At 73.5% G+C, this 24864-nt stretch carries 22 protein-coding genes; 15 read left to right on the forward strand and 7 right to left on the reverse strand.

Annotated elements, in window-relative coordinates; translation table 11 throughout:
- Window positions 1-17: 17 nt before the first annotated feature.
- On the reverse strand, window positions 18-332 hold the full coding sequence (locus ACQEUU_RS02235) for a hypothetical protein (RefSeq protein WP_433059547.1): 315 nt from the start codon (window positions 330-332) through the stop codon (window positions 18-20).
- Window positions 333-546: 214 nt separating this feature from the next.
- Between ACQEUU_RS02235 and ACQEUU_RS02240 the strand changes: the two genes are divergently transcribed.
- From ACQEUU_RS02240 to ACQEUU_RS02285, 10 genes are all read left to right on the forward strand, one after another.
- Window positions 547-3444 (forward strand): BTAD domain-containing putative transcriptional regulator, encoded by a 2898-nt coding sequence (locus ACQEUU_RS02240; RefSeq protein ID WP_433059549.1) that lies wholly within the window; start codon window positions 547-549, stop codon window positions 3442-3444.
- A gap of 158 nt (window positions 3445-3602) precedes the next feature.
- The gene (locus ACQEUU_RS02245; protein WP_433059552.1) at window positions 3603-4043 is read left to right on the forward strand and encodes a VOC family protein; all 441 of its coding nucleotides are present in this window, start codon (window positions 3603-3605) and stop codon (window positions 4041-4043) included.
- A gap of 219 nt (window positions 4044-4262) precedes the next feature.
- Window positions 4263-4988 carry a hypothetical protein gene (locus ACQEUU_RS02250; protein WP_433059555.1) on the forward strand — a complete coding sequence of 242 codons (726 nt, stop codon included), beginning with the start codon at window positions 4263-4265 and terminating at the stop codon, window positions 4986-4988.
- Between the two features lie 68 nt (window positions 4989-5056).
- A complete protein-coding gene (locus tag ACQEUU_RS02255) occupies window positions 5057-5839 on the forward strand; it encodes a glycosyltransferase family 2 protein (protein ID WP_433059558.1) in 783 nt (260 codons plus the stop codon).
- Window positions 5836-7053: a 2-phospho-L-lactate transferase CofD family protein gene (locus tag ACQEUU_RS02260; protein WP_433059560.1), complete on the forward strand. Its 1218-nt coding sequence runs from the start codon at window positions 5836-5838 to the stop codon at window positions 7051-7053. Before ACQEUU_RS02255 ends, ACQEUU_RS02260 begins: the two co-directional genes overlap by 4 nt.
- Window positions 7050-7715, forward strand: a complete 666-nt coding sequence (locus tag ACQEUU_RS02265; protein WP_433059563.1) for an HAD family hydrolase — start codon at window positions 7050-7052, stop codon at window positions 7713-7715. Before ACQEUU_RS02260 ends, ACQEUU_RS02265 begins: the two co-directional genes overlap by 4 nt.
- 6 nt (window positions 7716-7721) lie before the next feature.
- Window positions 7722-8474 carry an NTP transferase domain-containing protein gene (locus tag ACQEUU_RS02270; protein ID WP_433059566.1) on the forward strand — a complete coding sequence of 251 codons (753 nt, stop codon included), beginning with the start codon at window positions 7722-7724 and terminating at the stop codon, window positions 8472-8474.
- Window positions 8462-9769: a glycosyltransferase family 4 protein gene (locus tag ACQEUU_RS02275; protein WP_433059570.1), complete on the forward strand. Its 1308-nt coding sequence runs from the start codon at window positions 8462-8464 to the stop codon at window positions 9767-9769. Before ACQEUU_RS02270 ends, ACQEUU_RS02275 begins: the two co-directional genes overlap by 13 nt.
- The gene (locus tag ACQEUU_RS02280; protein WP_433059573.1) at window positions 9766-11037 is read left to right on the forward strand and encodes a lipopolysaccharide biosynthesis protein; all 1272 of its coding nucleotides are present in this window, start codon (window positions 9766-9768) and stop codon (window positions 11035-11037) included. Before ACQEUU_RS02275 ends, ACQEUU_RS02280 begins: the two co-directional genes overlap by 4 nt.
- The gene (locus ACQEUU_RS02285; protein ID WP_433059576.1) at window positions 11034-12272 is read left to right on the forward strand and encodes a glycosyltransferase family 4 protein; all 1239 of its coding nucleotides are present in this window, start codon (window positions 11034-11036) and stop codon (window positions 12270-12272) included. Before ACQEUU_RS02280 ends, ACQEUU_RS02285 begins: the two co-directional genes overlap by 4 nt.
- Window positions 12273-12324: 52 nt before the next feature.
- Here the strand turns inward: ACQEUU_RS02285 and ACQEUU_RS02290 are convergent, their stop codons facing one another.
- From ACQEUU_RS02290 to ACQEUU_RS02305, 4 genes are all read right to left on the reverse strand, one after another.
- On the reverse strand, window positions 12325-14700 hold the full coding sequence (locus ACQEUU_RS02290) for a glycoside hydrolase family 65 protein (RefSeq protein ID WP_433059579.1): 2376 nt from the start codon (window positions 14698-14700) through the stop codon (window positions 12325-12327).
- A complete protein-coding gene (locus ACQEUU_RS02295) occupies window positions 14697-15449 on the reverse strand; it encodes a beta-phosphoglucomutase family hydrolase (RefSeq protein ID WP_433059581.1) in 753 nt (250 codons plus the stop codon). Before ACQEUU_RS02295 ends, ACQEUU_RS02290 begins: the two co-directional genes overlap by 4 nt.
- Before the next feature lie 122 nt (window positions 15450-15571).
- A complete protein-coding gene (locus tag ACQEUU_RS02300; RefSeq protein ID WP_433059583.1) occupies window positions 15572-17071 on the reverse strand; it encodes a M28 family peptidase in 1500 nt (499 codons plus the stop codon).
- Window positions 17072-17263: 192 nt separating this feature from the next.
- A complete protein-coding gene (locus tag ACQEUU_RS02305) occupies window positions 17264-17551 on the reverse strand; it encodes a DUF4287 domain-containing protein (protein WP_270152890.1) in 288 nt (95 codons plus the stop codon).
- A gap of 153 nt (window positions 17552-17704) precedes the next feature.
- Here ACQEUU_RS02305 and ACQEUU_RS02310 point away from each other — a divergent pair, with 153 nt between their 5' ends.
- Window positions 17705-18610: a helix-turn-helix domain-containing protein gene (locus tag ACQEUU_RS02310; protein ID WP_433059587.1), complete on the forward strand. Its 906-nt coding sequence runs from the start codon at window positions 17705-17707 to the stop codon at window positions 18608-18610.
- 6 nt (window positions 18611-18616) lie between these two features.
- On the opposite strand, the gene ACQEUU_RS02315 is transcribed toward ACQEUU_RS02310, so the two are convergent.
- On the reverse strand, window positions 18617-19108 hold the full coding sequence (locus ACQEUU_RS02315; RefSeq protein ID WP_433059590.1) for an RNA polymerase sigma factor: 492 nt from the start codon (window positions 19106-19108) through the stop codon (window positions 18617-18619).
- An 89-nt stretch (window positions 19109-19197) separates the two neighbouring features.
- Window positions 19198-20196, reverse strand: a complete 999-nt coding sequence (locus ACQEUU_RS02320) for a MerR family transcriptional regulator (RefSeq protein WP_433059592.1) — start codon at window positions 20194-20196, stop codon at window positions 19198-19200.
- A 195-nt stretch (window positions 20197-20391) separates the two neighbouring features.
- Here ACQEUU_RS02320 and ACQEUU_RS02325 point away from each other — a divergent pair, with 195 nt between their 5' ends.
- Genes ACQEUU_RS02325 through plsX form a run of 4 tightly spaced genes read left to right on the forward strand, consistent with a single transcriptional unit; the run spans window position 20392 to window position 24822 of the window.
- On the forward strand, window positions 20392-21435 hold the full coding sequence (locus tag ACQEUU_RS02325; protein WP_433059595.1) for a polyprenyl synthetase family protein: 1044 nt from the start codon (window positions 20392-20394) through the stop codon (window positions 21433-21435).
- Window positions 21435-22889, forward strand: coding sequence for a phytoene desaturase family protein (locus ACQEUU_RS02330; RefSeq protein ID WP_433059598.1), 1455 nt, complete (start codon window positions 21435-21437; stop codon window positions 22887-22889). Before ACQEUU_RS02325 ends, ACQEUU_RS02330 begins: the two co-directional genes overlap by 1 nt.
- Window positions 22886-23785, forward strand: coding sequence for a phytoene/squalene synthase family protein (locus ACQEUU_RS02335; RefSeq protein WP_433059600.1), 900 nt, complete (start codon window positions 22886-22888; stop codon window positions 23783-23785). Before ACQEUU_RS02330 ends, ACQEUU_RS02335 begins: the two co-directional genes overlap by 4 nt.
- Window positions 23786-23844: 59 nt before the next feature.
- Complete coding sequence (gene plsX, locus ACQEUU_RS02340) at window positions 23845-24822, forward strand: phosphate acyltransferase PlsX (RefSeq protein WP_433059603.1); 978 nt, start codon at window positions 23845-23847, stop codon at window positions 24820-24822.
- The last annotated feature ends 42 nt before the right edge of the window (window positions 24823-24864 follow it).

Genomic DNA, 24864 nt, shown 5'->3' on the forward strand with positions numbered 1-24864 from the left:
CCGTGGACGCGGACGGGTCAGGAGAGGAGGTAGCCGCCTCCGCCCACCTCTTCGGTGCTCTGGCAGTTGACCGTGGACGGCGAGCCGCCGGGCGAGCGCCACTGGCCCCACCTGACCGTGTACTTGGTCGTACCGATGCGGTAGCACCGGACCCACGCCTGGTAGGTGCCGTCGCCCTTGCCGCAGAACGCCCACCAGCCGTTGCTGCCGTACGGCGCGCTGCTGCAGTTGGTGGGGCCGGCGTGCGCGGCGGTCGCGGGCAGGGCCAGGGCGCCGGCCATGATCCCGCCGATCGCGGTCGCCTGCAGCACCCGCTTGAGTTTCGAACCCATACGTCTCCTTTCACAGACGGCGCCATCCGGCTGCCGCCCGAAAACCGCCTGAATCGAGATAAAAGCCCTAGTTGTGAGCTTTTAGGCTCGCCTGAGCGGTTTAGGTTGACATGATTCGAAGAATAGATCGGGCAATTTATACAGCGACTTGTCATCGGCTTACGGATACACTTGCCGCACATCACGATCTTGCTGACGCTGCGGGGGGCAGGCGTTGCGGTTCGGCATCCTCGGCCCGGTCGAGGTGGCGACGGATCACGGACCGGGGACGATCGCCCGGCCCCGGCACCGGGCGCTGCTCGCCTATCTGTTGCTCCACCCCGGCCAGGTGGTGACGTCCGATCAGCTCATCGAGGCGATGTGGGGTGGCGCCGAGCCGAGTTCGGCGCGTTCCCAGATCCACGTGGCGCTGTCGGAGCTGCGGCGGGCCCTGCGTGAGCGAGGGCTGGACGAGGTCATCGCGACCAGGCCCGGCGGCTATCTGCTGGCTCTGGGCGACGACGACCTGGACGCCGACGTGTTCCGGCGCCACGTCGAGGCCGCGCGGGACCTGCGCCGGCGCGGCGGTCTCGAGGACTCCGCCCGGAGGCTGCGCACCGCGCTCGGGCTGTGGCGCGGCCATGCCCTGGCCGACATCAGGGCGGCGTACGCGCACGCGGCCCGTCAGGCGCTGCACGAGCAGCGGCTGAGCGCGCACGAGGCGCTGGCCGACGCCGAGCTGCTGCTCGGCCGCCACGACGCCCTGCTCCCCGAACTGAGCAGGCTCGTCGAGGAGCACCCGTTGCGCGAGCGCCTGGCCTGCCATCTGATGCTCGCCCAGTACCGGGCCGGCATGCGGGCCGAAGCCCTGCGGACGGCCCGGCGCCTGCGCGAGCGGCTGGTCGAGGAGCAGGGGCTCGATCCCGGCACCCGGTTCGCGGAGCTGGAGAAGGCCATACTCGACGCCGATCCGGCGCTCGACCCGCCCGCCGGAGCCGTGACGGTCCCGGCGCCGCCCGCCGGCACCACGCCCGCCCAGCTCCCCCTGGACGCGTGGGGGTTCACCGGACGGGCCCGCGAGCTGGCCGACCTGGACCTCCTGACGGACGCCAGGGACACGCCGTCCGTGGTGCTCGTCGTGGGCAGCCCCGGCGTCGGCAAGACCGCGCTGGCCGTCCACTGGGCCCACCGTCACCGCGACCGGTTCCCGGACGGGCAGCTCTATGCGAACCTGCGGGGGTTCGACCAGGATCGGGCGCCGTTGCAGCCCTATGACATCCTGCGGCGCTTCCTGTCGGCGCTGGGGGTGGAGCCCGGCGCCGTTCCGGAGGACGTGGACGAGGCCGCGGCCCTGTTCCGGTCGACGCTGGCGCGGCGTCGCGTGCTCCTCGTGCTGGACAACGCCCACGGCGCCGACCAGGTCAGGCCGCTGCTGCCCGGCTCGGCGGACTGCACCGTCCTGGTGACCAGCCGCAACCGGTTACGCGCGCTGGTGGCCCACGAGGGCGCCCGCCCGCTCCCGCTCGGCCCGCTCACCGAGGACGAGGCCGCCGCACTGCTCCGCACCGCCATGGCTGGGAGAGCCGCACCGGACGGGACGGCCGCCCCGGCCGGAGATGACGGCTGCGAGGTCGCGACCCGGCAGGTGGCCCAGCGGTGCGCGTACCTGCCGCTGGCGCTGCGCCTGGCCGCGGCGCAACTGATCGGCCAGCGGCACCTGACGGTCGCCGACTACGCCCGGCAGCTGACGACCGGCGACCCGCTGGCCGTGCTCGACGAACACTGCGACCTGGACGGCGCCGTCAGCGCCGCGTTCCGGCTCTCGTACCAGGCCCTCCCTCCCGGCACGCGGCGCCTGTTCCGGCTGCTGAGCCTGGTGCCCGGGCAGGATTTCGGGCCGGCCACCGCGGCCGCCCTGCTCGGCGTCACCCTCGCCGAGGTGCGCCCCCGGCTCGAAGAGCTGTGCATCGGCCACCTGGTGAGCGAACATCGTCCCGGCCGGTACACGATGCACGACCTGCTGCGCAGCTACGCCGTCAGCGCCTTCGAGACGGACGAGCCGGAGGCCGGCCGGGAGGTGGCCGCCAGGCGCCTGGTCGACTTCTACGCCGAGACCGTCTACGAGGCCTATCCGCTGCTGCAGCCGCGCCGGCTGGCGGGCGAGCGGGAGGTCGTCCATCCCCCGCGTGAGCGCCCGGATTTCGCCGACCGGGCCGCCGCGCTGGACTGGCACGACCAGGAGCTGGAGAACCTGGTCGGGGTCGTCGCCCTGACCGGCGCGCGCGGCTGGCACCGCCGGGCCTGGCAGTCTGCCGCCGACCTGCTCGCCTACTTCATCATCCGGCGGCGCTGGCCGGAGTGGCTGGCCGTGCTGCGCACGGGACTGCTGGCCGCCGAGCGCAGCGGCGAGCCGGAGGCCGTCGCGCACATGCGCAACGCCCTGGGGGTGGTCCACAAGCAGCTGGGAAAGTACGACGCGGCGCGCGAGCACTACAAGAGGGCGATCGAGCTGGCGGCGGAGGCCGGCAACCCGCGCATGGTCGCCGCCTTCAACGCGAACCTGGGCGGCCTGGCCATCAACGAGGGCGACCTGGAGGCCGGGCTGCGCCACCTGCGGATCGCCCTGTCCATCCCGGAATACGGGCAGCATCCCCAGTACGCCGTCGCGGCCTACATCAACCTGGGCTGCGCGCTGATCGACTCGGAGCGGTATCCGGCGGCGGTCGACGCGCTGCGGCGGGCGCTCGCGTTCGCCGAGGCGGTGGACGACGCGCAGCAGGCCTGCTACGCCCATCACAACCTGGCGGAGATCGCCCTGCGCGAGGGGGACCGGTCGGCGGCTCGCCGGCACGCCGAGCAGCAGCTGCGGCTCGCCGAGGAGATCGGCGACCCGCTGCGGACGGCCTCCGCGCACGACAGCCTCGCCTCCGCCCTGGTCCACGAGGATCGGGCCGCCGCCGTGGCGCAGTGGCGTGCGGCGCGGCGCCTCTACCGGGAGCTCGGGCACCGCATCGCCGGCGTCCTCGACGAGTGGCTCGCGGTCCTCGACACGCTGGACGACCCGCTGGACGACCCGGGGCGGCTCGCCGCGGCCGACGAGTCCCGCCGCCGCCGGTGCCGCCACCTCATCTGAGCAGGTCGCGATCTGAGCAGGTCGCGATCTGAGCACCTCGCGATCTGAAAAGTCGCGATCTGAAAAGTCGCGATCTGAGAAGGTCGAGAACGGCCCGCCGGCTCCGTCCCGGAGGCGGACGCGGCCGCTGTGGCCGCCGTACATGAGGAGATCCCAGCATGACGATCCAGCGGATGGACAACGTGCTCATCGTCGTCGACGACCTCGACGCCGTCATCGCGTTCTTCGTCGAGCTCGGCATGGAACTGGAGGGCAGGACCTCGGTCGAGGGACCGTGGGTGGAGAGCGTCATCGCGATCGAGGGCGCCCGGCAGGAGATCGCCATGCTGCGGACCCCTGACGGTCACAGCCGGGTCGAGCTGGCGATGTTCCACACGCCGAAGGCGATCACCCCCGAACCGAAGGACGCGCCCGCGAACACGCTGGGCATCCGGCGCATCATGTTCGCCGTCGACGACGTCGAGGAGGTCGTCGGCCGGCTGCGCGCCCACGGCGCCGAGCTCGTCGGCGAGCTGGCGCGGTACGAGGACAGCTATCTGCTCTGCTACCTCCGCGGCCCCGAGGGCATCCTCGTCGGGCTGGCCGAACAGCTCAGTTGACGGCCGCAGCCGGGACCTCATGAAGGGAGCCAGGGCGAAAGATCCACAAAATCACCCCATCTATGCATCGGAACCTATAGGGTCCCTTTTCGGAATCCTGACCCGGAATGTGTACTTCGAGCGCCGTACCGTGGGCCCCTTTGGGCATTTCTCGAAATCTGTGCATTTTTCCAGGTCACAGCATCGCGCGGCGACGCCAGATGGGAGATGCCGAGCCTCATGACCGCCCGTGGCGACACCCCTCAGCCCGCGCCACCGCTCTCGGACGCGGCTCCGGCCGCGCCCGAGCCCGGCGCGTCCCGGTGGGCCGCGCACCTGTGGTGGATCTCGCTCGTCGCGGGAGTGCTCGGTTTCGCGTTCGTCTGGCTCGTCACGCCGCACGGCCGGGAGATCGGCTCCGCGTGGGAGCTCGGCGCCAAACTGGTCGCTTTCGCCTTCCTGTGCGGCGCGATCGCGTTCTTCCCCTGGGTCACGCAGCGCCTGCACTGGCTGCTGTGCGTGCCGTTCGTGTTCTTCACCGCGTACGTGATCCCGCGGATCAGCTACTTCTACTACGGGGACGTCGAACGAGCCCAGGGTGACAGCTTTTACACCCATCTGTACCTGCTGCTCTACCCCGGGCTCGTGCTCACCGTCGCGGCCGCCTACCGCATCGGCGGGGGCAGCCCGGGGCGCTGCCTGAAGATCGCGATCAGCGGGATCGTCATCGTGTTCTCGGGGCTCCTCGACATCATGTGGCAGCTCGTCAACCCGGTCGAGATCCCGGCCGTCATCGACGCGCCGCACATCAACGTGATCACCGGCGGACCGATCTCGTTCGCCGCGGCCGTCGTGTTCACGCTCGCGCACGTGCCGATCGTCGTCGGGATCAACCTGCTTCCGCTGGACCGCTGGATCGCCCGGTTGCTCGGGACGGGGACGCCCACGCCGGCGGACCGCCACTGACGCGACCGAAGCCACACGAGGAGGCGAAGCTGGACGCCCACGACGTACCGCCGACCGTCGACATCTCGGTGGCGGCGCCCGCCTACAACGAGGCGGCCAACATCGCGGCGGCGGTGACCGAATGGCGGGACTACCTGTCCGGACACCCGGCGATCGGCGCCTGGGAGATCGTCGTCTGCAACGACGGGAGCACCGACGCGACCGGCGCGATCCTCGCGGATCTGCAAGAGAGCTGCCCCCACCTGGTCGTCGTCGACTTCCCGGCCAACCGCGGCGCGGGAGCGGCCATCGCCGCCGCCATCGCGCACACCCGGATGGACTGGGTCGTGCTGCTCGACTCCGACGGGCAGTTCCCGATCGCCAACCTCGACGCCTTCCTCGACCGGTTACGGGCCGGCGAGGCGGACGCCTTCTCCGGCGCGCGGGTCAGGAAGGCCGACGGCCTGGCGTACCGGTGGGGCTCGGCGGTCAGCGGCGCGGTCAGCAACCTCACGCACGGCACCCGCTACTGCGACTACAACTCGATCTTCAAGGTGGTGCGCGGCCCGCTGCTGCGCGCCCTGCGCCTGGAGTCGGGCGGGATGAACTGCTCGACCGAGCTCACCGCCAGGGTGACGGAGCTCGGTCACGTCTGGGTGGAGATCCCGATCGAGCACCGGGAGCGCGGCGGCGGCGCCCGGGGGTGGCGGTTCTGGCGCGGCGCGCGGGACCGCGCCCTGTTCGTCGGCTATCTCGGCTATCGCCGGTGGCTGTTACGCCGGGGCGTGCTCCGGCTCCCGGAGTCGACCCCGGAGGCGGCCCCCGAGTCGTCCGAGGAGCCGGCGCGCGGGGCGAAGGAGCGGGCCCGATGAGCGGCCGCACCGCCGTCACCCTCTTCAGCGGCGGGCGCGGCGGGGCCGGCATCGCGCGCGGCCTGCTGGGCACGCCGGGGATCGACCTCACCATCCTCATCAACGGCTACGACAACGGACACTCCACCGGCGCGCTCCGGTGCTACCTGCCCGGAATGCTCGGCCCGTCCGACTTCCGCAAGAACCTCCTGGTCCATCTCGACGACGGCGAACCCCGGCAGGCCGCGCTCCGCGCGGTCCTGGAGCACCGGCTCCCCGCCGGGACCACGCGGGAACGGCTCGGCGAACTGGCCGGCGCGATCGGCTCGCCGGACGGCGGGACCGGCCCGTTCCCCCTCCTCCCGCCATCGGCGGGCGCCGCGATCGCGCGGGATCTGACCGCGTTCCTGCGCAGGCTCGACAGCCGTCCCGGCGGGCTCGACCTGACCGACTGCGCGCTGGGCAACCTCGTGCTCGCGGGCGCGTACCTGCGGCTGGGCGAGGACTTCAACGCCGCCGTACGGGCGTGCGCCCGGACGTTCGAGTCGCCGATCCGCCTGCTGAACGTGACCAACGGCGAGAACGCCTTCCTGGTCGCGCTCAAGCAGGACGGCCGGCTGCTCGCCGACGAGGCCGACATCGTCGCGCCGCAGGACACCGCCGCGATCACCGACCTGTTCCTGCTGAGCCGGCCGCTCACCCCGGCGTGCCGGGCCGAACTGGCCGGGAGGCCCGCCGAGGAGGTGCGGCGGGCGCTGACGAGCCAGCGGGCCACGGTCTCGCTGAACCCGGAGGCCCGGGACGCGATCAGGGACGCCGACCTGATCGTGTACGGGCCGGGCACGCCGCACTCGTCCCTGTTGCCCAGCTACCTCACCCCGGGGATCGCGGACGCCATCGCGGAGAGCCGGGCCACCGCCAAGGTGTTCGTCGTCAACAAACGCGACGACCACGACGTCCAAGGGCTGAGCGCGCCGGAACTGGCCGGCCTCACGCTCGCCTACCTGGGCGACCCAGGCAACGCCCGCGGCACCGTCACGCACGTGCTCAGCCACCGGGCCCCCGAGGCGCCGAAGGTGCCGTCCGACGTCGCCGGCAGCGGCGTCTGGGCGGGCGCCCGATGGCTCACCGCCGACCTGGAGGACCCCGCGCGGCCGGGCGCGCACTGCGGCCCGTGCACCGTGCGCGCGCTGGCCGGGATCGCCGGCGAGGCCGCGCTGGCGAGGGCCCGATGAGCCCGGCGGCGCTGGTCACCGGTCGGCGGGCCTGGCTCTGCGACCTGGACGGCACGCTCGTCGACTCGGCGCCCGTCCACGCGGCGGCGTTCCGCGCCGCGATCGCGGAGCTCGCGCCGTCCGCGCTCGGGTCCTTCCGGTACGACGCGCACGCCGGGGCGACCACCCGCGAGGTGGTGGCCGGGCTGGGCCTCGGCGGGGACGTGGCCGAACGGCTGGTCCGGCGCAAGCAGCGGCTGTACCGGGAGTACGTGGAGGTCGGCCGGGTGCCGCTGTTCCCCGGCGCCCGGCGGCTCCTCGGCCGGCTGAGCACCGGCGGCCGCACGGCCTACCTGGTCACCAGCGGCAGCAGGGGGTCGGTCGACCGCGTCCTGGCGGCCTGCTCGCTGGGCGGCTACTTCAGCGGCGTGCTCACCGGGGACGACGTCCTGTCGGGCAAGCCGGACCCGGCGTGCTACCGGCAGGCGTGTGAGCGCTGGTCGGTCGACCCGGACGACGCCGTGGTCGTGGAGGACTCCCCGCACGGGGTCGCCTCCGCCGTGGCCGCCGGGCTGGTGACGTTGCAGGTGCACGCGGCGGAACCGGCCGCCGGGGCGGTCCAGGTGCGGGATCTGGACGAGATCGCGGACTGTCTCGACAGAGAAGTGAGCGTAAGCGAGTGAGCTTCAGTGAGTGAGCAGGGCGTGTGCGCGGTGATCCCGGCGGCCGGGAGCGGGACCCGGCTCGGGCTGGGCATTCCGAAGATCATGTTGGAGATCGCCGACGGCGTCACCGTGTGGCACCTGCTGCACCGGCGGCTGAGCCCGTGGGTGGAGCACGTCCACGTGGTCGTCTCCCCGGCGGGTGAGATCCCGTTCCGCCGGCTCGCCGCCGCCGAGATCGAGCGCGGCGCCGTCTCGGTGAGCGTCCAGGCGCGGCCGACGGGCATGGGCGACGCGATCTTCGGCGCCGTCGCGTCCTGGGAGGCGTACGAGAGGATCCTGGTGGTCTGGGGCGACCAGGTGAACCTGTCCTCGGCGACCGTGCGCCAGGTGGTGCTGGCCGGCCACGACGGCGTGACCCTGCCGCTGGTGCCGATGCCCGACCCGTACGTGGAGTACGAGCTGGACGGGCCGCGCCTGGTGAGGGTGCGGATGTCCCGGGAGGGGGACGAGTGCCGGCCCGGCGGGCTCAGCGACGTCGGCGTGTTCTGCCTCGGCACGGACGGGCTGACGCGGGCGTGGGCGGGTTACCTGGCCGACGCCGCGCCCGGGGCCGCCACGGGTGAGATCAACTTCCTGCCGTTCCTGCCGTACCTGTCGCAGGTCCACGGCCGGACGGTGACCGTGGTGCCGGTCGCCGACCCCGACGAGGCCCGCGGCGTCAACACCGCCGACGACCTCGACTTCGCCCGGAGGGCCTTCCAGCGGTGCCCGGACTGACCCGGTCGCGTCCCCTGCCGCGTCGCTGTTACGTGGTCTGCACCGAGGTCCCGCCGGGCGTCGTCGGCGGTCTCGGACGGTACGCCGAGCGGATGCTGCCCGCGCTGCGCGACCTCGGCGTCCCGGTCGAGGTGTTCGGCGCGGTCGGACGGCGCCTGCCCGCCAGGACCGAGCGGGACGGCGGCCTCACGCTGCACCTGCTGCCCACCCCCGGGCAACCCGGCCCGTCCCCGGCCGCGCACCCGCCCGAGGCCGCGTACCCGCCCCAGGCCGGCTTCGCACGGGAGGCCGCGCGTCCGCAGGGGGTGCTTCGCCCGCTGGTCAGGGTCGCCGGGCTGCTCGCCTTCAACGTGCGGGTCGCGGCCCGGATCCTGCGCGGCGGGCGTTCCGGCGCGGTCGTGGCGGTGCACGACTGGATGGGATGCCTCGCCGGGATCCTGTGCCGGCTGCTCGGCCGCATGCCGGTGGTGTTCCACGTGCACACCTGCGAGCACAACACCGCGCCCGGCGCGCGGCGCACCGCCGTGACCGCCGGCATCACCGCGCTGGAGGACGCGCAGGCCCGGCTGGCCGACCTGATCGTGGTGCCCAGCGCGAGCATGCGCGACCAGCTCGTGGCGCGCGGCTGGCCGCCCGGCCGCATGCGGGTCGTGCCGCACGGCTTCGAGGATCCCGAGCTGGTGCGGCTGGCCGGGCTCTCCCCCGCCGACCGCGACCGGCTCCGCGCACGGGTGCGGGCCCGCTACCTGCCGGGCGGCGCCGGGCGGCTGGTCGTCTTCGCCGGGCGGCTGGCGCCGCACAAGGGCGCGCACACCCTGATCAGGGCGGTGCCGTCACTGCTCCGCGACGGTGACGAGCTGCGGGTCGTGCTCATCGGCAGCGGCGACCGCGCCGAGGTGACGCGGCTGATCGAACGGGAGGGCGTCGCCGGGCACGTGGTCGCCGACTGCCGGTTCCTGGACCCGCCCGAGGTGTTCGCGCACTTCCTGGCCGCCGACGTCTGCGCCTTCCCCTCCACGTACGAGCCGTTCGGGCTGGTCGCGATCGAGGCCATGGCACTGGGCCGGCCGGTCGTGGTGGGGCCGGGTTACTCGCCGGAGGTGGCCGGGGACGGGGCGGTGCGCTGCCGTACCGGCTCGCCGGAGGAACTGGCCGCGGCCCTGTCCCGCTGCCTGGACGACCCGGGGCACGCCGCCGGGCTGGCCCGGCGCGGCGCCGCGCACGTCCGCGCCCGCTACTCCTGGGCGCGCACGGCCGAGAGCACGCTCGCCGCGTACGCGGAGGTGGCCCGGTGACGTCCGGCTCGATCCGCGACCGGGCGGCGCGGCTGCTCGGCGGCCGGGGCTGGGCGGTGTGGCCCACCCTGGGAGGCATCGCCGCCAGCGGCACCGCCGCGGCGACCACGCTGGTCATCGCCTGGGGGATCGGCGCGGCGGCGTTCGGCCGGTTCACCCTGGTGCTGACGATCGCGCTGATCCTGACCGTCGGCATGCTGCTGAACCTGAACTACGTCATGTTCCAGGAGCTGCCGAGAGCCGACCCCGCGGACCGGCCGGCGCTGGTGACGACGGCGCTGTTCACCACGCTGGCGCTGGGCGGCGGCCTGGTCGCGGCCGGTCTGGCGGCCTCCCCTGTGCTCACGCGCCTGGTCGGCGTCGACGTCCGCACGCTCTGCTTCGCGCTGGCGCTCGCCCTGTCGATGACCGTCAACCAGCTGACCGAGAGCTTCCTGCGCGGCCTGAAGAAGTTCGCGTTCGTGGCCGGGCTCAAGCTCGCCGTCGCCGCCGTCTACCTGGCCGCGGCGGCCTACTGCCTGCTCGTCGCCGGCATCCGGGACGCCGAGGTCTACCTGGCCGCGCTCATCGTCACGAACGTCGTCTTCGCCCTCGTGGCCGTCGCCGGCTTCGACGTCGTCCCGCGGTCCTGGTCGGCGTCGCTGGCCCGCGCGCTGCTGCGGCACGGCGCCTACATGAGCGTCATCGCCGCCTTCACCGCCGTGCTGTTCGGGGTGGACGTGATCTTCCTGAACCACTGGGCGTCCGACAGTGACGTCGGCGTGTACTCCATCTACAACGGCTTCCCGAAGCGGCTGCTCGGCGTGGTGTTCACCGAGGGGATCGGGCTCGTGCTGCTGCCCGTGCTGGCGACGGCCGACAAGGTGGCGGCGCTGCGGCGGATCGGCCGCCTCGTGCCGGCGATCGCGGTGGCCACCGCGGTCTTCTCCTTCGCCGCGAGCGCGCTGTTCTTCCTGGTGCTGCGGGCCGAGTACCCGTACGCGCCCGCGCTGATGGCGCTGTCGGCGGTGGGGATCGGCGTCCACACGGTGTTCAACCTCTACCTCTTCGCCCTGTCGATGGACGGGGTGCGGGGCGCGAAGGTGCTCATCCGGTGTCTCGCCATCGGGTCGCCCGCCGCGCTCGCCTGCCAGGCGGTGCTCATCTCCTGGCACGGGCTGACCGGGGGCCTGGTGGCCTTCGCCCTGACCAACCTCATCCTCGTCGCCGTCGTGGCCGCCGCCTCGGCCCGGGTGTACCGATCGCATACTTCGGAGGTCGAACGGTGAGAGTCGCCTGCGTCATCAACCAGTTCCCGCCCAACATCACCGCGGGCCTCGGCCGCTACGTGGAGGAGATCACGCCGCACCTGGCGGGCGAGCTCCGGCTGGCCGTGTTCACGCTGAACGACGGTCACCTGCCGGCGCACGAGCGGCGCGACGGCGTCACCGTCCACCGGCCGCTGGGCCGCGTGCTCGGCGCGATCAGCCGCCGCCGCAGGCTCAACCGGACGCGCCGGGCCGAGTTCGTGCTGCTGGCGGTGAACGTCGTGGTGAGCAACTGGCGGTACTTCCTGCGGCTGCTGCGGCTGCCGCGCGGTGAGCGGCCCGACCTGGTCGCCGTGCACGACTCGACGAACTTCCTGACCGCTCTGCTGTGCCATTACGCGCTGCGGCTGCCGGTCGTCTTCCACGTGCACACCACCGAGTACGGCGTCGCCCCGCAGCGCAGCATCACCGACCCGCTCGGCGTGTTCCCCGCCCTCGAGCGGTGGCTGGCGCGGATCTCCCGCCGGGTCGTGGTCGCCACCCCGGAGGTGCGCGACCAGCTCGCCGCCGCCGGCTGGAGCCGGGAGAAGATCGACGTGGTCTGCCTGGGCGGCACGTTCGAACGGCGGCTCGCCGGCTGCGACCGGGCCGCGCTGCGTTCCGGCGCCGCCGCGCTCCGCACCCGGCTCGGTCTCGGCGACGACGACCAGGTCCTGCTCTTCGTCGGCCGCATCGAACCGCAGAAGGGCGTCTACCAGCTGCTGGAGGCGATGGAGAAGATCGCCGTCGCGCTCCCCCGGCTCCGGTTGGTGATCGTCGGCGAGGGGGACGAGGCCGGGGTCGCGAGGATCGTGGCGAACGCCGGACTGGAGGGGCGCGTCCTCACCTCCGGCGGGTTCGTCGACGGCCAGGCTCTGCTGGAGTACTACGAGATGGCCGACCTCTGCGTCTTCCCGTCGCTCTTCGAGCCGTTCGGCCTGGTGGCGACCGAGGCGATGGCCCTGGCCAAGCCGACGATCCTGGGCGACGGGTTCTCCCGGATCTTCCTCGGCGACCCCGCCGACCCCGCCGTGCGGTACGCGCGCGCCACGGACCCCGCGTCCATCGCCGACGCCGTGATCGGCCTCATGGAGGACCCGGCGGCCCGCCGGGCCCTCGCGCGGAACGGGGAGCGGTTCGTCCGGGAGCGGCTGAGCTGGTCCAGGGCGGCGGAGGAGACGATCGCGGTCTACCGGGCCGCGCTCACCCAGCGGTGACCCTGCGTCCCGGCCGCGCTCGTCGGGCGGCGGGTGCGGCGTCGGGGGTCTCCTACCGGTGTCGCCTTCCCTTCGATCTCGGGTGGCGGGCGGCGGGCTCGCGGCCGGGCGGCTGGCGGACCTGTCCGGTCGCCGGCGGGTGCGGCGGGTTGGGCCGGGCGACCGCCTCCCGGTCCAGCCGCAGCTCGTCGCCGTGGTGGGTCAGCGTGATCGGCGGGCCCTCCAGCAGTTCGTAGGTGGTCGCCTCCTCCGTGGCGGTGACGCTCAGCAGGCTGCCGCGGTAGCGCAGCCGGAAGGCGAGCCGGGTGATGTTCGCCGGCAGCTTCGGGGCGAACCCCAGCCGCCCCTGGCCGGCGCGCATCCCGCCGAACCCCGTCAACAGGACGATCCACGCCCCGGCCAGCGAGGCCATGTGGACCCCGTCGACCGTGTTCTTCTCCAGGTCCTCCAGGTCCATCAGGGCCGCCTCGCCGAGATAGCGGTAGGCGAGGTCGAGGTGCCCCACCTCGGCGGCGATCACCGCCTGGGTGCAGGCCGACAGGGACGAGTCGCGGACCGTCAGGGGTTCGTAGTAGGCGAAGTTCCGCGCCTTTTGCTCCGGGGTGAAGGCGTCGCCCCGCAGGTGCATCGCGAGGACCAGGTCGGCCTGTTTGACGACCTGCCGGCGGTAGAGGTCGAAGTAGGGGAAGTGCAGGAGCAGCGGGTACTGGTCGGGCCGGGTGGCGGCGAAGTCCCACGGTGCGTGCTGGGTGAACGCCTCGTGCTGCGGGTGCACCCCCAGGTCCTCGTCGTACGGGACGGACATCGCGGCCGCGGCCTTCCGCCAGGCGGCGGTCTCCTCGGCGGTGACGCCGAGCCGCTGGGCGTCGTCGGGATGGCGGTCCGCGGTCTCGGCCGCCACGTGCAGGTTCTGCTGGGCCATCAGGTTGGTGTAGACGTTGTTGTCGACGACGGCGCTGTACTCGTCGGGGCCGGTGACCCCGTCGACGCGGAACCGGCCGGCCGGGTCGTGGTGGCCGAGCGCCCGCCACAGCCGGGCCGTCCCGACCAGCAGCGGCAGGCCGGTCTCCCGCTCGAACGACGTGTCGCCGGTGGCGTCGACGTACTGGGTGACCGCGTGCGCGATGTCGGCGTTGACGTGGAAGGCCGCGGTCCCGGCCGGCCAGTAGCCCGAGCATTCCTCTCCGTGGATGGTCCGCCACGGGAAGGCGGTGCCGTGCAGCCCGAGCTGGGTGGCGCGGGCCCGCGCCAGCGGGACGATGGACTGGCGCCACGCCAGCGCGTCGGCCACCGCTCGCGGATAGGTGTAGGTGAGCACCGGCAGGACGAAGATCTCGGTGTCCCAGAACGCGTGCCCGTCGTAGCCGGAGCCGGTCAGCCCCTTGGCGGGTATGGGGCGCTTCTCCAGCCGGGCGGCCGACTGCAGCAGGTGGAACAGCCCGAACCGGACGGCCTGCTGCACCTCGGGGTCGCCTTCCACCTCGACGTCCGCGCCGTTCCAGAAGTCGTCGAGGAAGCGCCGCTGGTCCTCGCGCAGACCGTCCCAGCCGGCCAGCCGGGCGGCGGCGAGCGCCGCGACGACCTGGTCGTGCGTGGCGGCCCGCGAACGCCTCAGCGACCATCCGTAGGAGAAGAACTTGACCAGTCTCAGCGGCCGTCCGGGCACGAGGTTGGTGGCGACGGTCACCCGGCTGACGTCGCCGCTGCCGTCGGCGTCGACCAGGGTGCCGTCCGGCCCGTCGATCTCGTGGCTCATGCCCGCGGCCACGCGGATCCCGCTGACCCGCGTGTGGTGCACCATGATCGCCGGACCGTCCTTGTTCGGGACGTTCTCCTCCAGCACCAGCGGCGACCGCAGCGGCGCGGCCTCCCTCGGGTCGTCTCCCGCGCTCTCGTCGGTCTCGTTGGCCACCAGCTCCGACTGCACGACGACGCGCAGCGGCTCGTCGACCGCCTCGACCTCGTACCGGATCGCGGCGACCGCGCGGTGGGTGAAGGACACCAGCCGGGTGGAGGTGACCCGCACCCGGGTGCCGGTCGGCGAGCTCCACAGGACGGTGCGCGTCAGGGTGCCGGCGCGCAGGTCCAGGACCCGTTCGTGCTCGTGCACCGTGCCGTAGCGCACGTCGAAGGGCTCGTCGTTGACCAGCAGCCGGATCACCTTGCCGTTGGTCACGTTCACGACCGTCTGCCCGGACTCGGGGTAGCCGTAGCCGGCCTCCGCGTACGGCAGCGGTCTCTGCTCGTAGAGCCCGTTGAGGTAGGTGCCGGGCTCACCGTGCGGTTCGCCCTCGTCCAGGTTGCCGCGCAGGCCGATGTGCCCGTTGGACAGCGCGAACACCGACTCGCTCTGCGCCAGCACGGCCAGATCCAGCCGGTGCTCACGCACCGACCACGGCTCGACCGCGAACGCGGGATGCCGGATCATCGCCCGCCTCCCGACCCCAGCAGGTCGGCCAGGTCGCCGACGACGACGTCGGCGCCGTGCTCGCGCAGCGCGTCCGCCTGCCCCGCCCGGTCGACGCCGACGACGAAGCCGAACCCTCCGGCCCGCCCGGCCGCCACTCCCGCCAGCGCGTCCTCGAACACCGCCGCCTGCGACGGCTTCAGCCCCAGCGCCTCGGCGCCGGCCACGTACATGTCCGGGGCGGGCTTGCCCGCCAGGTGCCGCTCACGGGCGACGATCCCGTCGATCCGCGCCTCGAAGTGTCCGGCGATCCCGGCGGCGGCCAGGACATGCGCGGTGTTGGCGCTCGACGACACCACCGCCCTGCGCAGCCCCGCGTCCTCGACGGCCTCCACGTAGCGGACGGAGCCGGGGAACACCTCCACGCCGTCCCGGTCGAGTATGGCCTGCACCAGGGCGTTCTTCCGGTTGCTCAGCCCGTACAGGGTCGGCGCGTCCGGCGGGTCGTCCGGCTTCCCCTCAGGGAGGTTGATCCCGCGCGCCCGCAGGAAGCTCCGGGTCCCGTCCAGCCGTTTCTTGCCGTCGACGTAACGGTCGTAGTCGGCGACCGCGTCGAACGGCACGAAAGGAGTGCCGGTGCGCTCGGCCCGGTCGCGCAGGAAGTCGTCGAACATCGACTTCCACGCGGCGGCGTGCACGGTCGCGGTCCGGGTGAGCACGCCGTCCATGTCGAACAGGCACCCGCGCACCCCGTCAGGCATCCCCAGCATCGATCCCCCCGATCAGCCGGCCCCACCTGCGACCTACCCCCGCCTGCCGCTCTTGTCACCGGGCGGGCGCAGATACCGCAAATGGACGGCGGCGCGATCCCGGATCGCGCCGCCGTCGCCGGTCACTGGAGGATCTTCACGTCGTCGACGCCCGCCTCCACCAGGCTCGCGGTCGAGGCGTCGGCGGCCTCGACCAGCACCCGCACGCTCTGGCCCGCGAAGGCGGACAGGTCGGCGGTCGCCGCCGCCCAGGCGCCGTCACGGTCGGTGGCGGCCCCGAGCTGCTGGAAGACGGTGCTCGTGGTGCTGCCGGCCACCCTGACCCGCAGGTAGTCGGCGCTGGAGGAGTTGCTGCCGTGCGCCAGGTACCAGGAGAACGACAGCTTCGGCGCCCCGGCCGGCAACGTGATCGGCGGCGACTGGATGGACGTCACGCCGCCGTCCACGTCGTGGGCGCCGGCCGACGATCCGGCCAGCCGTCCGGTCACCAGGTCGTTGACGCCGCTGACCGTGGTGCCGAGCTGCTTGGCGCCGCTGGAGGTGGTGGCCTCCGGGTCGCCCCGCTCCCACAGGCCGCTCGTGGCGGTGCCGGCCACCGGCGTCCAGCCCCGGTCGGTCTCGAAGTCGTCCGACCAGACCACGACGGGCGGGGTGGCGGTGGCGATCGTCCAGACCGCGTACGCCACGGCGTCGGAGTTGCGGTCGAGCGCCGTGTCGCTGATGTTGGCCGTCGTGTCGCAGGCGCGGTGGTAGCACGGGTCGAAGGCCTGTCCCGCCGTGCCTCCCCACAGCTGCGCCTGGGCGCTGGACTTGACGCCCTCGGCGCCGGTGAACGTGCCGCCCGCCGGGATGCCGCGGGAGATGAACGGGCCGTAGTCGGAGCGGCCGTCGAAGTCGGTGCCGCGCGTGGGCACGCCGATCGAGCCGAAGTAGTCCTGCAGGACCCTCTCCAGCTCGGCCGATCCGGCGGGTCCGGGGCCGGAGCCCACCCCGTCGGAGTTGTCACCGTCGTAGATGAAGTAGCCGGCGTTGGGCGAGCCGACCATGTCGAAGTTGAGATACCCCTTGATCTTCGCCCGTTCGGTGGTGGACAGGTTGGTGACGTAGTACTGCGAGCCGCGCAGTCCCAGCTCCTCCGCGCCCCACCAGGCGAAGCGCAGGTGCTTGGCGGGCTGGAGCGACTGCCGGGAGACCTCCAGCGCGGTCTCCAGGATGGCGGCGCTGCCGGAGCCGTTGTCGTTGATCCCCGGCCCGGCGGTCACGCTGTCGAGGTGGGCGCCGATCATGAGGATGTCATCGGGGTCGCCGCCCGGCCAGTCGGCGATCAGGTTGTAGCCGGTGGCGCCGTTGTAGGTGAACGACTGCAGGGTCGTGGTGAACCCGGCGGCGTCCAGGCGGCCCCTGACGTAGTTCGCCGAGGCGAGGTAGCCGGGCCGGCCGTGGGCGCGGTTGCCTCCGTTGGCGTTCGCGATGGACTGGAACTGCGCCAGGTGGGCCTTGACGTTGGCCAGCGGGATGTCGGGCGCGGCGAGCGCCGTCTCGGCCTGTGCCGGCGCGCCGGTGAGGGCGCCGGCCAGGGCCAGGGTCACGGTGGTGAGTACGGCGAGCAGACGTGATCTCATGCCATTCCTCTGGGGTCGTGAGGAGAGCAGGGTGAGAGCGGGCGGCGGGTTCGGGTGCCGCGCGAGGTGCCTCCATCGGGATCTGACGGGACGGGACAATCCCCCGGGGATGGTGCTGCAAGGAACGTAATGTCGCAGAGGGATGTCGCCTAGACCCGATCTCGCACCGTCACGACGTCACGCGTCTCGCCGTCACGGGCGGTTGTCCTTCCCGTCGAGCCACAGCGTGTCCGACTCGTCCCGGTGGGTCCCGGAGCTGCCGACGTGCTTGGCGTCGATCTTCGGACCCTTCTTGATCACGTGGACCAGCGCCATCGCGTGGCCCCGGCCGAGGCCGTAGTCCTGCTTGAGCCATTCCACGATGGGGCCCGCCTTCACGGACGGGTCGTCGAACCCGCGCTCCTTCGCGAGGCCGATGAACTGCCGGGGCGTCAGCCCGGTCTTGTCCTCGATGTTGTCCAAGTACGCCTGGAAGGACATGCGGTTCTCCTTGCCGATCAGGGCACGCGCCTCGTACGCGACGGCCTGCGTTCATCTTGGTGACGGCGCCGCCCGGACGCCAGAGCAAACCGGGTTCCCGGCATGCCGTTACGGGCGATACCGTTTCCGGCGATACCGTTTCCGGCAACGCCATTGCCTGCTTCACACGGCGAGGGGGACGCACTGAACGAGAGCCGCGAACTGCTGGGCCGGTTCCTGCGCGAGCGCCGCGCCAGGATCACTCTCAGTCAGGCGGAGCTCCCCGCCCGGCGGGCGCGCCGGGGGAGGACCCTCACCCAGGAGGACGTGGCCTACCTCACGGGCTACTCGATCCGTACGATCAGCGCGCTGGAGCAGGGCGCCGAGCACCGGCCCACCCCCGGCCTGCTGGAGGCCATCGCGTCGGTGCTGCAGCTCAGCCAGGACGAGCGCAGCGTCCTGTGGTATCTCGCGAACGGCACCCCGCCTCCCGAGCCCGACAGCCCGACCGAGCCCGACCCGGCCCTGCACCGCCTGGTGAACGCCCTCGAACCGCATCCCGCCTACGTGACCGACGGCCTGTGGAACGTCCAGAGCCAGAACTCCGCGTTCGCCCGGTGGATCTGCGACTTCACCGCCGTGCCCGCCGATCAGCGCACGATCCTGCACTGGTTCTTCCTGCAGGAGCACTCCAGGCACGTCATGGTCGACTGGGAGTACGAGGCGACGGCGCTGATGTCGCTGGTCCGCGGCCGGGCGATGCGGTCGCCGCGCGGCCACGAGTTGATGGCCATGGTGGACGACCTCCGCGAACGCAGCCCGGACGCCGAACGTCTCTGGGCGGGCGGCACCGATCTGCTCGTCCAGGGCCCGTCCAGGCCGATGCTCTTCCGCGAGCCGGGCCGCACCGGCCTTCCCCGGGAAGGCGACGAGGACCATCACGTCCAGTTGACCATCACCACGCTCGCTCCGGTGCGGGAGGGAGCGGGCCATCGGCTGCTGGCGTTCCTCCTGCCCGACGGCTACACCGCGCCCGCCGGATACGGCGGGGTCTGCGCCGCCTGCCGGCCGACTGCCTGACCCGCCTCACGGCGTGGCCAGCAGGGCCGACAGTTTGCGCAGTCCGCGGGACGTGCGGGCCTTGATGGTGCCGAGCGGCACCCGCAGCCGCTCGGCGATCTCGCGCTGGCTCAGGTCGCCGAAGTAGGCCAGTTCGATCGCCTGCCGCTGGGCGTGGGACAGCTCGGCCAGCGCCCTGTCGAGCCGGTCGCGGTCGGCGAGGTCGTCCACCTGGGAGCGCCCGCGTCCCGGCGGGTCTCCGGCCTCCTCCAGCGGCACCGTGACGGGCCCGCGACCGCGCAGGTGGTCGACGGCGCGGCGGTGGGCGATGGCGAAGATCCAGGCGGCCAGGCTCCTGGACGGGTCGTACCTCTCGCGCGAGCGCCAGACGTCCGCGAAGACGACCTGCACCAGGTCCTCGACGTCCTGGGCGGGCGCGTACCTGCGCAGGTAGGAGCGCACGGCCGGGCCGTGCGCGCGGTAGCACGCGCTGAGCGATTCCTCGTCACTGATCCGCATGGCCCTGCCCCTCACCCGAAAAACCTATTCAAAACTTATTCATAGCCGGGCATAGGGGGATGCCACAAGTCCTCAAGGGAAAGCCCTGCTCAGCCGAACACGGACGCGATGCGCTCGACGGCCTCGGGCAGCGTCGACACCCGGACGACGCCCGGAGGCGGCTCGCCCTGCCAGCCGAGCCCGCCGATGACGATCTCGCACGCCGGGCGGAGCCTCGGCAGGGCCGCGAGCGGGGCGGTGTCGCCGGTGATCGCCTGCTGCGACCAGACGAACACCACCACCGGGCCCAGCCGCCGCATGGCGTGGGCCAGCGCCGCGTAGGGGGTGCGCGCGCCCAGGACGCGGGTCTGCACGCCCACCTCGGCGAGCGCGGCGGCCAGCGCGTGCACCGGCAGGCTGTGCTGCTCGTCCTCGGCGCAGGCCAGCAGCACCGGACGGCCCTCGTGCGGCGGGACGCCGCGGGCGACGCGGTGCAGCGCCGCCTGGGTCCGGTCCGACAGCAGGTGCTCCACGTCGATGCCGGCGCCGGTGTCGTCCTGGCGGCGGCAGATCGTGTCGAACACGGGGAGCAGGAGCCGCTCCCACGTCCACACCACGCCGTGCTCGGCCAGCGCCTCCTCGACCAGGCCGGAGACCTCGTGGCTGTCGAGCATGAGCGCGGCGCGAGCCAGCGCGCCCGTGGCCGGCCGCCCGCCTGCACCGGTCGCGGAAGGGCCGGTCGCGGGGGCGCCGGTCGCGGGGGTGCCCGACGGGAGAGTGCCCGACGGGAGAGTGCCCGTCGGGGGCGTGCCCGGCTGGGGTTCCTCGGCGGGTTCCGACGTGCCGGGTGGTGTGGCGGGCAGGGCCAGGGCGAGTCTCGCCGCTTCCGCCGGCGCCAGGCCGGTGGCGATCAGGCGCTTCATCTCGGCCAGCCGCCGCAGGTCGGCGGCGTCGTACCGGCGGTGGCCGCCCGCGGTGCGGCGGCTGGGACCCAGGCCGTAGCGGAGGTTCCAGGTACGCAGCGTGGGCGCGGGCACGCCCAGCCGACGGGAGGCGGCTCCGATGCCGTAGCCCGCGTCCTCCACGTTGCCCGGTGTCTCCTCGGCCATGGTCTTCCCGCTGACGTTCGACGTGTCCCCCCATCTTTTCGCGGTTACGGACCTGCTTGGACGCATGGACCAGGCGTGTCCCCCGCCGAAACCCGGCATCCGGTGGTTACCGTGAAGAGGCGATTCGAGATCGCGTGCAACCGGGTCGGCCCCCTCCTGCGAAGACTTCCCATAGCGACAGAAGGGGCAGCGTGCATGGACACGGTGATCGCGCGAACGACCCACGTGCGCGAACAGGTCGACCGGCACTTGGCGCGGTTGCTGGACCAGCAGGTGCGCCGGCTCGGATTCCTGGACCCGGCGGAGGTCGGTCTGGTGCGCGAGTACCTGGCGGCGTTCGTCCTGGGAGGCGGGAAGAGGCTGCGGCCCTCGTTCGTCTACTGGGGCTACCGGGCGGCCGGCGGCGAACGGCTGGAGTCCGTGCTGCCCGCCGCCTGCGCCGTGGAGCTGGTGCACGCGGCGGCGCTGCTGCTGGACGACGTGATGGACGAGGCGGGCTCGCGGCGCGGCCGGCCGGCGGCGCACGTCGCGCTGGCCGAGCTGCACCGGCGGTCCGGCTGGCGGGGCGACGCCGGCCGGTTCGGCGAGTCGGCGGCGACCCTGCTCGCGCTGCTGGCGCTGAGCTGGGCCGACGCCGCGCTGCTGGACACGGGGCCGCACCTCGGGGCTTCGCTCGACATCCTCACCCAGCTGCGGGTGGAGGCGATCAGCGGCCAGTACCTCGACCTGGCCTGTACGGCCGGCGCCCGGACGGGTGAGGAGCCGTCGCGGGTGATCTCGCTCTACAAGTCGGGCAAGTACACGGTCGAGCGGCCCCTGCACCTCGGTCACGCCGTCGCGGACGGCTCACCGGAGACGCGCCGCACGCTGAGCGCGTACGCGATCCCCCTGGGCGAGGCGTTCCAGCTCAGGGACGACGTCAACGGCGTCTTCGCCGACCCGGCGCGCACCGGCAAGCCCGCGGGGGCGGACCTGCTCCAGGGCAAGGCGACCTACCTGCTCGCCTACGCCAGGAGGAAGACCGGCAGCGCGCTCCTGGACGACATCACCGACCAGCCGGGGGTGGCCGCGGCGCGGGAGCTGATCGTGGAGTGCGGTGCGCTCGACGCGGCGGAGCGGCGCATCGCCGAGCTGGCCGACGAGGCGGTCACCGCGCTGGACCGGCCGCCCGGCATCCCGCACGAGGCCAGGAGGGCGCTGGCCGACCTGGCCGCCCTGTGCACGGAGAGGGACTTCTGATGAGCCCCGTGGTCGTCGTCGGCGCGGGCCTGGGCGGGCTGTCGGCCGCCATCCACCTGGCCGCCGCCGGTCGCGAGGTCACCGTGGTGGAGGCCCTCGGCGAGCCCGGAGGCTGCTGCGGAACCGCCCGCGCCGGCGCGTACCGCTTCGACACCGGCCCGTCCGTGCTCACCATGCCGGGCGTGCTCGCCGAGGTCTTCGGGGCGGCCGGGCAGGAGCTGCGGCACTGGCTGCCGCTGCGCCGTCTCGATCCTGCGTACCGGATGGTCTTCGACGACGGGTCGCGGCTGGACGTGCGGGCGGAGCGGGAGGCGATGGCGGAGGAGGTCCGCGCGGTGTGCGGGCCGGCGGAGGCGGCCCGCTACCAGCGCTACCGGAGCCTGCTCGACGAGCTGTTCCGGGTCGAGTGGCCGGCGTTCATCGACGCGGACATGACCCGGCTGCGCGCCCTGGCCCGGCCTGCGGCGTTGCTGCGGCTGGCCCGGCTGGGCGGGTTCCGCCGGCTGGACCGCCTGGCGGCCCGCTATCTGACGGACCCGCGGCTGATCAAGGCGCACACGTTCCAGTCGTTGTACGTGGGGCTGTCGCCGCAGCGCGCGCTGGGCATCTACGCCGTCATCGCGCACATGGACACCGTCGGCGGCGTGTACTTCCCGCGCCACGGCGGCATGCACGCCATCCCCGCGGCCATGGCGGCGCTGCTGGAGAAGCTGGGCGCGAACCTCCGCTACGGCACGCCCGCCGAACGGGTCGAGACGGACGGCGACGGCGTCACCGGCGTGCTGCTGCGGGACGGGGAGCGGCTGGCGGCCCGGCACGTCGTCGTGGCCTGTGACCGGCTGGCGGCCCGGCGGCTGCTTCCCGCCCGCGCGGGCGACTGGCGGCTGCGCCGGCCGCGTCACTCCCCTTCGTGCCTGGTGATGCACGTCGGCCTGGACCGCCCGCCGACCGGCCAGGCGCACCACACGCTGCACTTCGGCCGGGACTGGAGCGAGACGTTCACCGCGCTGGAGGCGGGCCGGCCGCAGCCCGACCCCAGCCTGCTGGTCACCTGCCCGGAGCCGGACGGCGAGGCCGCGCCGGCCGGGCACGCCGCGCTCAGCGTCCTGGAACCCGCGCCCAACCTGCGGCACGCCGACTGGGACCGGCTGCGCCCCCGGCTGGAGTCGCGGCTGCTCGACCGCATGGCGCGACTCGGCTACGGCGACCTGTCGGGCGCGCCCCGGCTGGTGCTGGACCCGCCCGCCTGGGCGGCGCGCGGCCACACCGCGGGCACCCCGTTCGCGCTGGACCACCGCTTCACGCAGACGGCGTGGCTGCGCCCCTCCGCCGTGGCCCGGCGGGTGCCGGGGCTGCACTTCGCCGGCATGTACACCGCGCCCGGGGTGGGGGTGCCGCCCGTGCTCATCTCCGGCCGGCTCGCCGCCGAACGCATCCTGGAGGAGACCCGTTGACGCTCACCGCCAGCTACGAACGCTGCCGGCGGCTCCACGCCCGCTACGGCCGCTCCTACTACCTGGCCACCCGCCTGCTGCCGCAGTGGAAGCGGCGGCACGTGCACGCGCTGTACGGTTTCGCCCGGTACGCCGATGAGATCGTCGACTCGTTCACGATGACCGCCGACCGGGCCCGCGCGCTGGACGCCCTGACCGTCAAGGTCGAGGCCGGGCTCGCCGGGGCGAAGCAGGACGATCCGGTGCTCCCGGCCTTCCTGCACACCGTGCACTCCTTCGGCATCGACCACGACGACGTCATGATCTTCCTCGCGTCCATGCGCGCCGACCTGTCGGTGACCCGGTACGCGACCTACGACGACCTGCTCGGCTACATGGCCGGGTCGGCCGCCGCCATCGGCACCATGATGCTGCCGGTGCTGGAGCCCGCCCCCGGGTGCGAGGAGGCCGCCCGCGAGCCCGCCCGCCAGCTCGGCCTGGCCTTCCAGCTCACCAACTTCCTGCGCGACGTGCGCGAGGACCACGCCAGGGGCCGCGTCTACCTGCCGATGGAGGACCTGGACAAGTTCGAGGTGGACCCGGAGGAGCTGGGCGCCCGCCGCACCCGGCCCGCCCTGCGCGACCTGCTGGCCTTCGAGGCGGGGCGCGCCCGCGACCACTACCGCGCCGCCGCCGGGGGCATCGGCCTGCTCGCCCCCTCGTCCCGGCCGTGCATCCGCGCCGCCTTCGACCTGTACGGCGGCATCCTCGACGAGATCGAGCGCCGGGGCTTCGAGGTCCTGGCAGGCAGGGTACGGGTGCCGCGCCGGCGCAAGGCGGCCGTGTTCGCCCGCCACCTGCTGGCCTCCGCCGAAGCGGGCCGGGCCGAGCGGCGCGTCAGCGTGGAGCTCCCGTGACGGCCCCGCCCGTAGTGGGACCCGTGGTGGGGCCCGTGGTGGGGCCCGTGGTGGGGCCCGTGGTGAGGCCCGTGGGGGCGCCCGTGGTCCTGGACGCGATGGGCGGCGACCACGGACCGGCCGCGACGGTCGCCGGCGCGGTGTCGGCGTGGCGGACGCACGGGGTGCCGGTCGTCCTGGTCGGCGAGCGGGACCGGGTGGAACGGGAGCTGCGCGGGCACGGCGCCGCAGGGGAGATCGCGGTGGTGCACGCCGAGGACGCCGTGCCGATGACCGAGCGCGGCGCCGCCGCCGCGACGCTGACGACGTCGAGTCTCGCCGTGGGCTGCGAGCTGGTCAGCCGGGGCGAGGGCGGGGCGTTCGTGTCCGCCGGGTCCACCGGCGCGGTGGTCTCGTGCGCGGTGCGTGGCATCGGCCGGGCCGGCGGGGTGCTGCGACCCGCTCTGGCCGTGGCCCTGCCCTCGCTGACGGGCGGCGCGAGCGTTCTGGTGGACGCGGGCGCGACCGCCGATCCGACCCCGGCCATGGTCGCCCAGTTCGCCCAGCTGGGCGCGGGCTACGCGCGGACCGTGCTGGGCCGCGCCGACCCGGTGGTGGGGCTGCTGTCGATCGGCTCCGAGCCGGGCAAGGGCAACCGGCTGACCCGCCGCGCCGGGGACCTGCTCGCCGCACTGCCGCTGCGCTTCCACGGCAACGTGGAGGGCCACGACGTGCTGGCCGGCGTCGTCGACGTGATCGTCACGGACGGCTTCACCGGCAACGTCGTGCTGAAGAACGTCGAAGGCTGCGTCCGCACGGCGCTGACCATGGTCGCCCAGGCCGGCATCGCCTCCCCGGAACGGCTCACCGAGGTCGCCCGCCGCTACGACCCGGAGACCCACGGCGGGGCCGCCCTCCTGGGCCTGCGCGGCACGGTCGTCGTCGCGCACGGCTCCTCCCCTGCGGCCACCATCGCCCGCGCCTGCGTGGTGGCGCACGCGCTGTCGGCGCAGGACCCGGCGGCCGGCATCGAGGCCGTGGCGGAGCCGGTGTCATGACCGGCTCCGGCGTCACGGCCGTGGCGGCGGAGCCGGCGCCGT

Origin of the sequence: Nonomuraea sp. CA-218870, assembly GCF_050936535.1 — a bacterium.
Classification (GTDB): domain Bacteria; phylum Actinomycetota; class Actinomycetes; order Streptosporangiales; family Streptosporangiaceae; genus Nonomuraea; species Nonomuraea corallina.

Bases quoted from the DNA above. Each gene is read 5' to 3' on its own strand.
- ACQEUU_RS02235 (WP_433059547.1), bottom strand. From the start codon at position 332: ATGGGTTCGAAACTCAAGCGGGTGCTGCAGGCGACCGCGATCGGCGGG.
- ACQEUU_RS02245 (WP_433059552.1), top strand. From the start codon at position 3,603: ATGACGATCCAGCGGATGGACAACGTGCTCATCGTCGTCGACGACCTC.
- ACQEUU_RS02250 (WP_433059555.1), top strand. From the start codon at position 4,263: ATGACCGCCCGTGGCGACACCCCTCAGCCCGCGCCACCGCTCTCGGAC.
- ACQEUU_RS02260 (WP_433059560.1), top strand. From the start codon at position 5,836: ATGAGCGGCCGCACCGCCGTCACCCTCTTCAGCGGCGGGCGCGGCGGG.
- ACQEUU_RS02265 (WP_433059563.1), top strand. From the start codon at position 7,050: ATGAGCCCGGCGGCGCTGGTCACCGGTCGGCGGGCCTGGCTCTGCGAC.
- ACQEUU_RS02290 (WP_433059579.1), bottom strand. From the start codon at position 14,700: ATGATCCGGCATCCCGCGTTCGCGGTCGAGCCGTGGTCGGTGCGTGAG.
- ACQEUU_RS02295 (WP_433059581.1), bottom strand. From the start codon at position 15,449: ATGCTGGGGATGCCTGACGGGGTGCGCGGGTGCCTGTTCGACATGGAC.
- ACQEUU_RS02300 (WP_433059583.1), bottom strand. From the start codon at position 17,071: ATGAGATCACGTCTGCTCGCCGTACTCACCACCGTGACCCTGGCCCTG.
- ACQEUU_RS02305 (WP_270152890.1), bottom strand. From the start codon at position 17,551: ATGTCCTTCCAGGCGTACTTGGACAACATCGAGGACAAGACCGGGCTG.
- ACQEUU_RS02315 (WP_433059590.1), bottom strand. From the start codon at position 19,108: ATGCGGATCAGTGACGAGGAATCGCTCAGCGCGTGCTACCGCGCGCAC.
- ACQEUU_RS02320 (WP_433059592.1), bottom strand. From the start codon at position 20,196: ATGGCCGAGGAGACACCGGGCAACGTGGAGGACGCGGGCTACGGCATC.
- ACQEUU_RS02325 (WP_433059595.1), top strand. From the start codon at position 20,392: ATGGACACGGTGATCGCGCGAACGACCCACGTGCGCGAACAGGTCGAC.
- ACQEUU_RS02330 (WP_433059598.1), top strand. From the start codon at position 21,435: ATGAGCCCCGTGGTCGTCGTCGGCGCGGGCCTGGGCGGGCTGTCGGCC.